The organism is Vibrio sp. 970 (genome assembly GCF_033339075.1).
In genome coordinates this window covers 19,683-33,228 of the sequence record NZ_JAWOTW010000008.1, presented here as the reverse complement: position 1 = coordinate 33,228, position 13,546 = coordinate 19,683, and the positions used below count along the sequence as shown (strand labels likewise).

The window sequence follows — 13,546 nt, the reverse complement described above, 5'->3', positions numbered from 1 at the left end:
GCTTAATTTTATCGTTATATTTTTGGATTAATCATACTGCACTGGGCAGAGATGATTAAAGAGCGCCGTAGATTACAGAACTAATTGCAGCAAGACCACAGATTGCTGTGAAAATTTGCACAGGTGCTGAAGTTTTGTACTTAGCCATCGCAGGAACTTTTTGCATTGCGAAGATTGGCATCAAGAATAGGATTGCCGCAATCATTGGTGCACCCATTGTTTCAATCATACCTAGGATGCTTGGGTTAACGATAGCAACGATCCAAGTTGTGATTACAATGAAGATTAGAGACATCTTCTCGATCTTGCTTACTGGTGATTTTGAACGAGATTTCACTAGACCAACTAGACCTTCGTGCGCACCTAAGAAGTGGCCAAAGTAGCTAGAGGTGATCGCTGCGAAAGCAACCAATGGACCCATGTAAGAGATCAGTGGAGATTCATGCACGTTTGCTAGGTAAGAGAGAACAGAGATGTTTTGCTCTTGCGCCGTTGCTAGTTGCTCTGGAGACAGAGAAAGTACAACAGAGAAAACGAAGAACATAACAAAGCCCATCAGCATCATTGCTGCGCCACCGGTGATAGCGTCAGTTTTCTTAACTGCGTCATCACCGTATACACGACGTTGCTCTTTAGAGAACTGAGAAATGATTGGGCTGTGGTTGAAAGAGAACACAATAACAGGGATTGCTAGCCAAACGATAGCTGGCATTGCACCCCAGTCAGGTGACACTTCCATCATTGAAGTGTTCCAACCAGGAATTAGGTATACAGACAGTGCTAGTAGGATGAACACGAGAGGGTAAACCATTGCTGAAGTTGCTTTCAGCATAAGCTCTTTACCGAATACTACGCCTGCTGTCATTGCAGCAATAAGTGCACCAGAAAGTAGCCAGCGAGGAATAGATTCCATGCCCATTTGGTTAACTAGGAAAGAGTCAACTGTGTTTGTGATACCAACACCGTAGATAAGTACGATTGGGTAGATAGCGAAGAAGTAAGCGAACGTAATAAGGTTTGCGCCAGTCTTACCAAAGTGCTCTTCTACTGTGTCGGTGATGTCCGCTTCAGGGTTTTTCGCAGAAAGAACGAAACGAGCTAAAGATTTGTGTGCGAACCAAGTCATTGGTGCTGCGATTAGGGCTAGGATTACTAATGGCCAGAAGCCACCTGCACCTGCTTTAATAGGAAGGAACAGTACACCTGCACCTACTGCCGTACCAAAAAGGGACAGACACCAGGTAAAGTCTTTGTAAGAAAACTTACTAGACGATTGTGCGGTAGAAACCGCAGAAGTAGTTGTATTCATTTTTTAGTTACTCATTTTGGGAACAGGAAATAAGTCGGGAGTAATTTTGCAAGATTTTACACTAGGAAAATTAGATCTAAATCATTTATTGCTTACGCTTATTGAATGATATGTCAAAAACCTGCTTTTTATCACGAAAATGATGTGCTACTCGTGATTTCTGCTAATGAGTAAAATTAGAAAAACTTATCAATAGGGCTGTTTGTATAAATTTATTTCACCGCAAGCGTTTGCGGTGAAAATGGAAAATTAATCTAATGTGAATGAATGTTTATGAAGCAACGTTTTATTAATATTGATGCGCATAATGATCGCGCCTATAAAAGCACCGATATCAACAACTGTTTAATGTGAAATAATATGTTTTTGCATTGATTCGATAATTTGTGCCGTCATGCCCCAGATGAAATGCTGTCTATATGGGATAGCAAATACACGATGACTGCTTCTTTTTAGGTCAAATTTGGTGCTATACAATTTTTTGGGGTTCAGAATATGGTTGGCAGGAACCTCAAAAACTGACTCTACTTCATTTGGGTCAATATGCGTTTTATATTCCGGAGAAACAAAAGCCAAAAAAGGTGTCACATTAAATTGACTAATCGTTGGTAGTGTAGGCAGTTGACCAAACACATGAATATGCTCATCTTCTATCCCAACTTCTTCTTTGGTTTCCCTTAAAGCGGTATTCACGAGCTGAATATCTTCCTGCTCATATTTGCCACCGGGAAAGCTGATTTGTCCCGGATGATGGCGTAAGTGGGCTGCACGCTTAGTCAGAATGACTTGTAACCCGTCATCGCGTTCCACAAAACCGATTAAGACTGCCGCATCTCTCAGGGACTTTTCTTTCATCCATTTCAGTCGTGCAAGGGACTCTTTGTGGTAGCCCGTTGGAAGCCGAAATTGAAAGTTCTGTAGTAAATGAGTTTTGTCGATAACCAAACTGAGTCCTTATTTATCGTGCCTAACCATTATTTATTATACTCAAAGACGGCAAAGCGTATGGCGTTATCGTTACTGGTTACCAAATAAAACATTCGCATTAAAGCACTCGCCAGCACTTTCCCTCTTTGTGTTGCGTGTCTCACTCTGCTTGAACATATTAATTTGAAACTTATAAGGTTATACACCATTCTTTATTTTAGGACGTCACTATAGGACAAGTATTGGCCAATGAAAGGGATTATTTTCACCGAGTTCATGGAGTTAGTAGAAGAGAAATTCGGTCTTGATGTGTTAGACCAAGTTCTCGATCTTTCTAACGATGAAGGTGTTTACACCGCTGTTGGTAGTTACGATCACAAAGACTTGGTTAAGTTGATCGTGAATCTCAGTAAAGTATCTGGTGTTCCCCCCGAGCAACTGCAAGAAGTGTTTGGAGAGTGCGTCTTTTTGAATTTACTTCGCTCCATTCCTAGTCACGCCAGTTTGCAACAGTGTGAAACGACGTTTCAATTTGTTCGCCATGTTGAAGACTTTATTCATGTCGAAGTTAAGAAGCTCTATCCTGATGCTAACCCTCCGCAATTTGATTTCATTAGTGAAAATCAATCCCAATTGGTATTTGACTACCACAGCGCAAGATGTATGTCTCACGTATGCTTAGGATTGATAAAAGGCTGTGCTGCGCATTTTGGTGAGGTAGTTCATATCAAACATCAAAATCAGTCAGAAGATGGTAGCAAAGTACGTTTTTGGTTAGAGGCTCAATAAGAACGATATGACGGGAAGTTCCTCATTAGAAAGGAAACTCAAACGAGAAGTTGCATCAAGAAAAGCAGCTGAGCAGCTGTTGGAACAGAAAAGCTTAGAGTTATATGAATCCAACCAGCAACTCAGTGTTGCATTGAAAAAGCTGGAGCTGAAATCTAAAAAGGATCTTCGTAAGTTTGAGTTTGAAGAGCAAATTGATGCGACGTTGATTAAGTTCGGTCGTACTTTTTTATCGAGCACGTTCGATGAAGCAATGATAGCGAGCTTTATTGAGCAGCTCACTTCTAACTCGATCATTTCTGCGGCTTACTTGTTTCTTGACGCTACAAAGCTGAGCTCATTGCGTCGTCATCACTTTGGTCACTTACAGCTTCGTCATAACAACGAGATTTTCACCACTCCTAATTGGCAGGGAGAGAATTTGCATTTGCCAGTTATCATTGATGGGGAAACGGTTGGGGAGTTGATTTTCTCCGTGTTGCAAGATCAAATCGATCAGTCTTTTATTTCCAAACAGATGGAGCTCGTGTCTGACTTAGTTCATGGTGTTATTGGTCGACACTTAAGTTTAGAGCGAGAGGTCGAGCTGAGAAAGCGGGCTGAGGAATCAGAAAAAGCGACGAAGGAGTTTGTCGCCATGATTAACCATGAGCTGCGAACTCCTCTCAATGGCGTATTGGGTAGTGCGGAGTTATTGAGTCGAACCCAATTAGAAGAAGAGCAGCGTCAATACTTGAGCAATTTGACTCAATCAGGGGACTTATTGAGAGTTATCATTAATGATCTTCTTGATTTCAGTAAGATGAATGCCGGTATGATGGAAATCATACATAAAGTTTTTGCCTGGGAGGAGCTTGAAAAAGCCATCATGGGTGTATTTGCAGCTAAGGCTGCGGAAAAACGCATCCATTTCTCTATCGACAAAAAGCTGGGGATCCCTGAATTTTTAGTCGGTGACTTAGAGCGCATTACACAAATTTTGGTTAACTTGGTGGGAAACGCGATTAAGTTTACTCACTTGGGTGGTGTCGTGTTACGTGTGGAATGGCTTAACGGCACGGCTTATTTTGAGGTTGAAGACACTGGTATTGGCATCCCAATAAAAGCACAGCCGTCACTCTTTGACCCATTTGTCCAAGTTGATCGCTCGGCGAAACGCAGCTTTGAAGGCTCAGGTTTAGGTCTCGCGATTTGTAAAAACCTCGTGGATTTGATGCAAGGTCAAATTAGCTTTGAGAGTGAAGAGCGCAAAGGGACAACTTTTAAAGTTGCTATTCCTCTTGAGGAAGGGCAAGCACAAGGCACAGCAGAGGGGGAATTGGTCACTATAGAGCGAAGCGATTTAGCAGGACGCTCAATATTAGTGGTTGATGACATCAGAATGAATCAAGTCATTGTTACTCAAATGCTGAAAAAACTCGACATTACACCTGATTTAAAAGCCAACGGAAAAGAAGCATTAGAAGCGGTGAAAAGTAAAGACTACGAACTGATATTCATGGACTGCCGAATGCCTGAAATGGATGGTTATGAGGCGACGATGTATCTGAGAGAGCGTGGCTTTACTCATCCTATTATTGCATTAACCGCTGGCACTACCATCGAAGAGCGTCAAAAGTGCATTGATTCAGGCATGGACGACATCCTCACTAAGCCGTACACCGCAACCGATATCGAACAGATTATGTGTAAGTGGCTTGAGCAGTAGACGCTGCCTCTTAAAAAGTATGTTTGTTGGCCAACGGCTAAAAGCTAAAGTACATGCAAATAAAACACACAAAAAAACGCACCACACCGGATAATGCCGATCATTTAACGATGTTTTTTGGGTCATTCTAGCGAGCCTTGGCGAGACTAAGAATCTAGTAGCAGCACGCCGAGCGGATAATGAAACAAATTTGACCACAAAGTGCTTGAATAGAAGAACCTGTATCACGCTCTTTCGTCGCTGTGCAGGGTGATGAGATACAGAAATATGCCACTCGCTGTTAAATGAGCGGCATTATCCGTTCTGGAGGCGTTTTAGATTGTTTTCGTCAATAGCATTAAAGCGGCGTTGTGTGCTGTTGAAACCTACGATTGCAGCGCTGGCAAAATCTTTGAAAGCTTATCCAACGTTTCTTGATACTCAGAGGCGCAATCGCTATCTGCCACGACGCCGCCGCCAGCCCAAGCGTAAAGTTTGTTTTTTTCCGCTACAAGAGTTCGGATAGTAATGCTGGTGTCCATACGACCATGGCGTGAAATGTAGCCAATACTGCCGCAATACGCGCTGCGTCGATGCGGCTCCAGTTCTTCAATAATCTGCATTGCGCGAACTTTAGGTGCTCCCGTAATTGAACCGCCTGGAAAACACGCTCGCAGCAAATCCGCAGGAGCGTATTGTTCATCCAAATTTGCACGAATGGTGCTCACCAAATGATGCACGGCAGGGAAGCTTTCAATATCGAACAACTTTGGCACGTGAACGCTACCCGGTGATGCAACCCGACCAATATCATTACGCAGCAAATCGACAATCATCAGGTTTTCTGCCTGATCTTTTTCCGCTGTCTGCAAGTCATGGGCATTAGCGTTATCTTTCTTTGGATCTTCGCTGCGTGGGCGAGTACCTTTGATTGGTTTTGTTTCAATGACGCGATCTTTGAGCTCTAAAAAGCGCTCTGGAGAGATACTCAAAATCGAAGACTCAGGCATACGGATAAAAGCGGAAAATGGCGCTTGGTTGGCGGACTCTAATTTTAGATACGCTTGCCACTCACTGCCTTGATACGGTGCGTTAAAGCGTTGCGCCAAATTGATCTGATAACAGTCACCGCTCAACAAGTATTCTTGCACCTTGTCAAAGCGAGTGGCGTAGCTCTCTTTTGTCATGTTTGACTGCCAAGCACCAGACAAAGCGAAGTCAACGGTTTGTTCTGCTTTTTGCTCGTTTAACCATTGCCAAGCTTGCTCGATGTTCTGACCGACTAAGCATGCTTTTTTAAGCTTGTGGTCAACAACGACGGCCCATTCATACAGACCTACCGCCATATCCGGCGTGTTGAGATCTTTTTCTGCCACTTCTGGCATCGTTTCTACGCGGCGACCTAAATCGTAACTGAAGTAACCTAGCGCACCGCCGACAAAAGGCAAATCCAATTCTTTATTTAACTCTACGTGAGGAAGCCACTGTTCTTGCATCTGATGAAGCAGCGCAAATGGGTCATCTTGAGTTGAATAGGCATTCGATGGCGTTTCAACTTGTGTGTTGTCGGCAGTGGTTTCTAACGTTGCAATTGGGTTGGCAACCAATACATCGAAGCGGCTATCGATATGCGTTTTTGATGCAGAACGCAGCAACATCGCCCAAGGCTGGTGTTGAATGCGAGAAAAAAGGTGAAGAGCAAACTCTGGTGCGTATTCCAACGCTTTAAAATCAATGAATTGATTGTCCATGTTGTTCATTTGTGTAATTTGTGACAAAGAGATCGTTCACTGCATGGCATGTCATGGGCAGCAAGAGTATCATATTCCTCTGTGTAGCCAAACTCCCTCTATTCATAGGGTTTTGAGATGGTTTACAAGTAGGCAACTTCAGCATTTCGTGTGTCGATATCAGCCGTTCGACAATTGTTTATAAAAAACGAAGCTCAAAAGAGCAATAAGCTTAACAAACACGATTGAAGCCAAGCCAATAATGGAAGCATAACTATAACGAGGCATGTAATGACGGTAATACGCAAGCAGGATGTGATCAGCAGTGTCGCTGATGCGCTACAGTATATTTCTTACTACCACCCGCTAGACTTTGTTCAAGCTCTTGAAAAAGCCTATCACCGCGAAGAGAGTCAAGCCGCGAAAGACGCGATTGCTCAGATCCTAATTAACTCCCGAATGTCCGCAGAAGGTCACCGTCCAATTTGTCAGGATACTGGTATTGTGACGTGTTTCGTCAACATCGGTATGGGCGTGCAATGGGATTCGACCGACATGACGGTTCAGCAGATGGTAGATGAAGGTGTTCGACAAGCGTACACGAACCCTGATAACCCGTTGCGTGCGTCAGTACTTATGGACCCTGCTGGTAAACGTATTAATACCAAAGACAACACGCCTGCCGTCGTACATATCAACATGGTTCCGGGCGATAAAGTTGAAATTCAGATCGCTGCGAAGGGCGGCGGTAGCGAAAACAAAACTAAGATGGTGATGCTAAACCCATCTGACGATATTGCTGAGTGGGTAGAAAAAACGCTACCAACAATGGGGGCGGGCTGGTGTCCTCCTGGCATGCTTGGCATTGGTATCGGCGGTACGGCTGAAAAAGCAGCGGTATTGGCAAAAGAATCTCTAATGGAACACATCGATATTCAAGAGCTTATTGACCGTGGCCCACAAAACGCAGAAGAAGAGCTTCGTTTGGATATCTTCAATCGCGTGAACAAACTTGGTATCGGTGCGCAAGGTCTTGGCGGTTTGACGACTGTTGTCGACGTTAAAATCAAAACTGCGCCAACGCACGCGGCTTCTAAGCCTGTTTGTTTGATCCCGAACTGTGCGGCGACTCGTCACGTGCACTTCACGCTTGATGGTAGCGGCCCAGCAGAGCTAACACCACCTAAACTAGAAGATTGGCCAGACATCACTTGGGAAGCGGGCGAAAATACGCGTCGCGTAAACTTAGATACAATTACTAAAGAAGAAGTACAAGAGTGGAAGACAGGCGAAACGGTTCTTCTATCAGGTAAAATTCTGACTGGTCGTGATGCTGCGCATAAACGTATTCAAGGCATGCTAGATAATGGCGAAGGTCTGCCTGAAGGTGTAGATCTAAACGGTAAGTTCATTTACTACGTAGGCCCTGTTGATGCAGTTGGTGATGAAGTCGTTGGTCCTGCTGGCCCAACAACATCAACGCGTATGGATAAATTCACCGATATGATGCTAGAAAAAACAGGCATCATGGGCATGATCGGTAAAGCTGAGCGTGGCCCTGCAACGGTTGAATCTATCAAGAATCACAAAGCGGTTTACCTAATGGCTGTCGGTGGCGCTGCGTACTTGGTGGCGAAAGCGATCAAGAAAGCTCGCGTTGTCGCATTTGAAGATTTAGGTATGGAAGCGATTTACGAATTTGAAGTTGAAGATATGCCAGTAACAGTGGCTGTCGACTCAAATGGTGTTAACGCGCACCAAATTGGTCCAGACACTTGGAAAGTGAAAATTCAAGAGATGGAAGCATAAGGCAAAGGGCAATCTTGCTGCGTCTCAGTAGAGAGAATGTGACAAGGTGCTGATTTACCTAGCAAACAATTGACAAAAGTGCAGCGAAACCTGCACTTTTTGTCTATATAATTAAGGATATAAACCTTTAGGCATAGCAATCAAACGTTATGCGAACAATAATTAGGAGACGGCATGCCTCGTTTTATTCAGATTCTACAAATTATTCTTGCTGTAGTGATAGGTGGCTTTGTTGGCTATGACTTGATTCTTCACGGTATCAGCATCTTTGATGAAAAGTACGTGACCATCACATGTGTGTTGTGGCTGATTTTAGAAATCGCTCTATTTGTTATCTATAAGTTGATCGAAGACGACTAGGCTTAAAGAAAGCGGGTTCCTGTTTAACATAGTAATCAGCGCATATAGAGTAACTAATGCTGTAGATTAAGTAAGCCTCTGAACCACTCAGGGGCTTTTCTTTTTTGATACAGCATTAAGCCGGATGTTTTGTTCATCTTTTATTAAGGTATATAAAGTTAAACTCATAGAATTCGGGATAGAACAGTATTCATAGCTCGAAATTCGAAGTCGCTGACAACGTTGTTTTAAAGTGGAGTAAGATAAAGAAGCGTAATGAAGAGAATAAAGAAAGAAGTTAATGACTTTATCAACAGAGGTATGGACTCTAATGTTCGAATTGCTGTCACCGGACTTTCTCGTGCCGGTAAGACGGCATTCATCACGTCATTAGTGAATCAGCTTCTTCATACTGCAACCCATGACAATTTGCCTCTTTTGACTGCGGCTAGAGATAAGCGCCTTATTGGAGCGAAGCGTGAGCCTCAATCGAATATGATGGTGCCACGCTTTGCTTACGATGAGGCGATGAGCCAAATTCATGCCACTCCACCTCAGTGGCCAGTACCGACACGTGATGTGAGTGAGATTCGCTTAGCGCTCAAGTACAAACCAAATAAAACTACGAAAAAGCTGTTGAGTAAAACCGCAATTTTAAATGTTGATATTATCGACTATCCAGGAGAGTGGTTGCTCGACCTGCCTTTATTGGACATGGACTTTGCAACGTGGTCGCAAACTCAGTTTGATGCACTTAAAGGCCAGCGTGGCGATTTAGCCAAAGCTTGGCTTTCTGAACTGGAGAAAGTGGATCTCTTTGCAGAAGTGAATGAGAAACTACTTGAGAAAGTTGCACACACATACACAGAGTACCTTCATGCTTGTAAAGACTCTGGCCTTCATTGGGTTCAGCCTGGCCGCTTTGTATTACCTGGTGAGCTAGCAGGCGCGCCGGTGCTACAGTTTTTTCCGTGTCGTGCTGATTCGGAAAGCAAAGCGCCCAAGGGCAGTAACTTAGCGATGCTAGAAGCCCGTTTTCAGGAATACCAACAGAAAGTAGTGAAAGCGTTTTATAAGCATCATTTTGCGACCTTCGATCGCCAGATTGTACTGGTGGATTGTTTGCAGCCTCTCAATGCCGGTGATGAAGCGTTTTACGACATGCGCCAAGCGCTAGAACAGATCATGCATAGCTTCCGCTATGGTCGTAGTAGCTTTTTGCGTCGTTTGTTCTCACCAAAAATCGACAAAGTGTTGTTTGCTGCTACAAAAGCGGATCATATCACGCCCGATCAGCACCCAAATTTGGTGTCTCTGCTCCAACAAATGGTGCATCCAGCATGGCAAACGGCAGCCTACGAGAATATTGAGATGAGCTGCATGAGTATCGCTTCCATCCAAGCAACCACGACGGGGTTTATTTCCTCTGGAGATAAGACCATCCCGGCGTTACAAGGAACAACATTGGGTGGTGAGCCGATGACTATGTTTCCCGGAGAGGTGCCGAAAAAGCTACCAAATGCAGCTTATTGGCAAAACAACGGGTTTGATTTTACGTCGTTTCGTCCGATGCCCTCACCGAATGATGAGCCAGTGAAGCACATACGCTTAGACAAAGCACTGGATTACCTGATTGGAGATAAATTGAAATGAGTGAGTTGAAGCAAAAACAAGTTTTCTCTGAAAAGGCAATGGAAAAAGAGCAGCAATCGAATCAACCGGAATTGACGGCGCAGCAAACATTCGGCGAAAAAGAAACATTTGTACCTGTTGAAGTTAAAGAAGCGCACCAGGAGACCGAACAGGAATTGCAACTCGAGCATGTCATTCGTCCAAAATCGGGCAGAAAATGGCTCGCGACTGGCGCATTTGCAACTTTTGCTGGTTTGGTTGGCTGGCAAGCGGTGGACTCGGTTATAACCGCAATTCAGGCTTCTGATTGGCTGGCCTTAAGCTGGACGGGGTTTATTGCTGCGATCGCTTCGCTTGGTTTAGGAGCTATGGGTAAAGAGCTTTGGAAACTGCGAAAACTACGAAATCATTTTAGTGTTCAAGAAGAAGCAGAAGCACTTGTTAATAGTGAGAGCGTTGGGAAAGGGAAAGCCTTTTGCGAAACCGTAGCAGAACAAAGTGGTGTGATGGCAGAGAATCCGGGCTTTGATCGTTGGCAGAACAGTATTAACCCTGCTCATAGTGACGCTGAAATTCTTGATATGTATGACTCGATGGTGGTGAGCCAACAAGACAAGTTGGCAACGAAAATCGTATCACAGCACGCAACCGAGTGTGCGGCCCTAGTCGCCGTGAGCCCTCTGGCTGCCGCTGATATGTTGCTGGTGGCTTGGCGAAATTTCAAAATGATCGACAACCTCTCCAAGGTATATGGGGTAGAGCTAGGTTATGCATCTCGCATCAAGTTACTAAAAGCGGTATTTGTCAATATGGCGGCGGCTGGTGCCAGTGAGCTCGCTATTGATGCCAGTATGGATTTGATGTCGATGGATCTTGCTGGCAAAGTTTCTGCTCGTGCGGGGCAGGGGCTAGGTGTTGGTATTCTAACGGCACGTTTGGGCTTGAAAGCGATGACCTTATTGCGTCCACTACCCTGGTATCCTGACCGTCAGGTTAAGTTGGGCACCATACGCAAGGCAGTGGCGGCGAAAGTTGCATCAATTACGATGAAACCGTAACGAATATCAACTTTGATGGATAGGATTGCTTGACGCCATTCCAAGCATGATAGAAACTACTGTCAACTTTTCCTGACAGTTGTGAATTGGGATATTTTAAGTGCGTCTTGAAGTCTTATGTGAAGATCGACTCGGCTTGACCCGAGAACTGCTCGATATTTTAGCGTCTAAAAGCATCGACTTGCGTGGTATCGAAATCGATATTAGCGGTATTATCTATTTGAATTGCCCGGATATTGATTTTGATACGTTTAGTGAGCTGATGGCTGAAATCCGCCGTATTCCGGGGGTGAAAGACGTACGTAAAATCCAGTTTATGCCGATGGAGCGCCACAATACGGAGCTGCTCTCGTTAGTTGATAACTTGCCCGATCCTGTTTTTGCCATTGATCTTAAAGGTGCCGTAGACATGGCAAACATGTCTGCACTTTCATTGCTTGGCCTTCACAAGCAAGAAGTGATTGGTACTCAAATCGGTGCTTTGTTACCAAGTGTTCGTTTCTCTCGTTGGTCTGAGGGTGTGAATGGCCGAACACGGGAAAACCTTGTGATTGAGGGCTTGGACTATGTTCTAGAGTTGATGCCCGTTTATATCCGAGACGAAGCGCAAAACTCGACTCTAGCGAGTACTCTAATGACGATTCGCTCTAGTCAGCAAGTTGCCAGAATTGAAGAAGCGCTACCGCTGCATAACCCTCTGGGTTTTGAGCACTTTGTTGGTATATCGAACCGTCATAAAGCACTAATGAACCAAGCTAAGAAGCTGTCTGTGCTTGACCAACCATTGTTGATTGAGGGCGAAACGGGGACCGGTAAAGAAATGCTTGCTAAAGCTTGCCACAGCCGTTCTAGCCGCGCGAGCAAGCCATTCCTAGTTTTGAGTTGTGCTTCGATGCCTGACGATGTAGCAGAAACCGAACTTTTTGGTCATGCGCCGGGTTCATTTAATCATGAACAAGGCCACAAAGGCATCTTTGAGCAAGCAAATGGCGGGACGGTATTTCTTGATGAAATCGGTGAAATGAGTTCGCATCTTCAAATCAAGCTGTTACGTTTTCTACAAGATGGTAATTTCCGTCGTGTCGGTGCAGAAGATGAGATGCATGTCGATGTTCGTATCATCGCTTCAACAAAACATAACCTTGCCGAGCTTTCTGAAGCAGGAATGTTCCGTGAAGATTTGTATTATCGTCTCAACGTACTTACGCTCAGCATTCCTCCGTTACGTAAGCGCTCAAACGACGTTGCACCATTGCTTGAGTTGTTTGTGGCGAAACATGCTCAACAGCTTGGGATTGATAAGCCAGAGTTTGATGATGGTCTAGTTGATGCCCTTGCAAATTATCAGTGGCCAGGAAACATGCGCCAGCTGGATAACATGGTTCTTCGAGCGCTCACGGAAATGGATGGTGATATACTAAACGCGGGTCACTTCAATTTACCTCAGCCTCAGTCAGTCGGCGCTGGTAGTGCAACGCTTAACATCGACGGTTCTTTGGATGAGATCATGCGTGATTATGAATCTCAAGTTCTGGAACGTTTGTATCTGTCATTCCCATCAAGCCGTAAGCTTGCTAAGCGCTTAAATGTATCGCATACCTCAATCGCTAATAAACTGCGTGATTACGGTATCCGTAAGAATTAATCGAATTGAACGAAAAGACGGAATTAATCATTTGTAATGGAAGATAACAGCTCATCTATCGCCGTTCATATGTTGGACGGTGACTTGCTTCTTCGTACCGCTGAAATCGGTGACGCAGATATGATTGCCGAATATTTTCAAGCGAACCGAGAATACCTGAAACCGTTTGAACCGAAACGTGAAGAGGCTTTTTTCTCAGTGAACGGTTGGTTGCAAAAGCTTATCAAGCTCAATGAGCTGCATCGAATGGGATTGGGGTATTATTGCCTTTTAGTCAGAGCCTCTTCGGGTGAAATGCTAGGTACGATATCCTTTAGTAGTTTGAGTCGTTTTCCTTTTTATTCTTGTAACGTCGGATATTCTCTCGCTGAAAAAGCGCAAGGGCATGGTTATATGCGTCGTGGATTAACCATGGCTTGCGACTACATGTTTAACGTTCAGAAACTACATCGTATTCAAGCTGGCTACATGCCTCACAATAAACGCAGTGAATCTGTGCTAGAGCATGTAGGGTTCAACCGAGAAGGGTATGCAAAAGATTACCTTTTGATTAATGGTGAGTGGCAAGACCACGTTCTAACGTCGCTTATTAATCCGAATTGGCAGCAAGAAGGGCGATAG

Annotated in this window: 11 protein-coding genes; 8 read left to right on the top strand and 3 right to left on the bottom strand. The window is 44.4% G+C overall.

Annotated elements, in window-relative coordinates:
- Positions 1–55: 55 nt before the first annotated feature.
- Together R7Q11_RS13385 and R7Q11_RS13380 are read right to left on the bottom strand one after the other, a co-directional pair.
- Positions 56–1,309, bottom strand: a complete 1,254-nt coding sequence (locus tag R7Q11_RS13385) for an aromatic amino acid transport family protein (protein WP_005388284.1) — start codon at positions 1,307–1,309, stop codon at positions 56–58.
- A 345-nt stretch (positions 1,310–1,654) separates the two neighbouring features.
- Positions 1,655–2,254, bottom strand: coding sequence for a CoA pyrophosphatase (locus R7Q11_RS13380; RefSeq protein WP_005376901.1), 600 nt, complete (start codon positions 2,252–2,254; stop codon positions 1,655–1,657).
- A 231-nt stretch (positions 2,255–2,485) separates the two neighbouring features.
- Here R7Q11_RS13380 and R7Q11_RS13375 point away from each other — a divergent pair, with 231 nt between their 5' ends.
- Together R7Q11_RS13375 and R7Q11_RS13370 are read left to right on the top strand one after the other, a co-directional pair.
- Entirely contained in the window at positions 2,486–3,025 is a 540-nt protein-coding gene (locus tag R7Q11_RS13375; RefSeq protein ID WP_005388282.1) for a heme NO-binding domain-containing protein, read from the top strand.
- A 7-nt stretch (positions 3,026–3,032) separates the two neighbouring features.
- Positions 3,033–4,733: an ATP-binding protein gene (locus tag R7Q11_RS13370; protein ID WP_005376903.1), complete on the top strand. Its 1,701-nt coding sequence runs from the start codon at positions 3,033–3,035 to the stop codon at positions 4,731–4,733.
- Between the two features lie 365 nt (positions 4,734–5,098).
- On the opposite strand, the gene pabB is transcribed toward R7Q11_RS13370, so the two are convergent.
- Positions 5,099–6,463: an aminodeoxychorismate synthase component I gene (gene pabB / locus R7Q11_RS13365; RefSeq protein ID WP_042522775.1), complete on the bottom strand. Its 1,365-nt coding sequence runs from the start codon at positions 6,461–6,463 to the stop codon at positions 5,099–5,101.
- A 270-nt stretch (positions 6,464–6,733) separates the two neighbouring features.
- On the opposite strand from pabB, the gene R7Q11_RS13360 reads away from it, so the two are divergent.
- The 6 genes from R7Q11_RS13360 to rimJ all read left to right on the top strand — a co-directional run bounded on the left by R7Q11_RS13360 (position 6,734) and on the right by rimJ (position 13,546).
- Complete coding sequence (locus R7Q11_RS13360) at positions 6,734–8,251, top strand: fumarate hydratase (protein ID WP_005376905.1); 1,518 nt, start codon at positions 6,734–6,736, stop codon at positions 8,249–8,251.
- A gap of 174 nt (positions 8,252–8,425) precedes the next feature.
- Positions 8,426–8,611: a hypothetical protein gene (locus R7Q11_RS13355; protein WP_005376906.1), complete on the top strand. Its 186-nt coding sequence runs from the start codon at positions 8,426–8,428 to the stop codon at positions 8,609–8,611.
- Positions 8,612–8,866: 255 nt separating this feature from the next.
- Positions 8,867–10,243, top strand: coding sequence for a YcjX family protein (locus R7Q11_RS13350; protein WP_225466509.1), 1,377 nt, complete (start codon positions 8,867–8,869; stop codon positions 10,241–10,243).
- On the top strand, positions 10,240–11,280 hold the full coding sequence (locus tag R7Q11_RS13345; RefSeq protein ID WP_225466508.1) for a YcjF family protein: 1,041 nt from the start codon (positions 10,240–10,242) through the stop codon (positions 11,278–11,280). Before R7Q11_RS13350 ends, R7Q11_RS13345 begins: the two co-directional genes overlap by 4 nt.
- A 100-nt stretch (positions 11,281–11,380) precedes the next feature.
- Positions 11,381–12,925, top strand: a complete 1,545-nt coding sequence (gene tyrR, locus R7Q11_RS13340; RefSeq protein ID WP_225466507.1) for a transcriptional regulator TyrR — start codon at positions 11,381–11,383, stop codon at positions 12,923–12,925.
- Between the two features lie 36 nt (positions 12,926–12,961).
- Positions 12,962–13,546 carry a ribosomal protein S5-alanine N-acetyltransferase gene (gene rimJ / locus R7Q11_RS13335; RefSeq protein ID WP_025767303.1) on the top strand — a complete coding sequence of 195 codons (585 nt, stop codon included), beginning with the start codon at positions 12,962–12,964 and terminating at the stop codon, positions 13,544–13,546.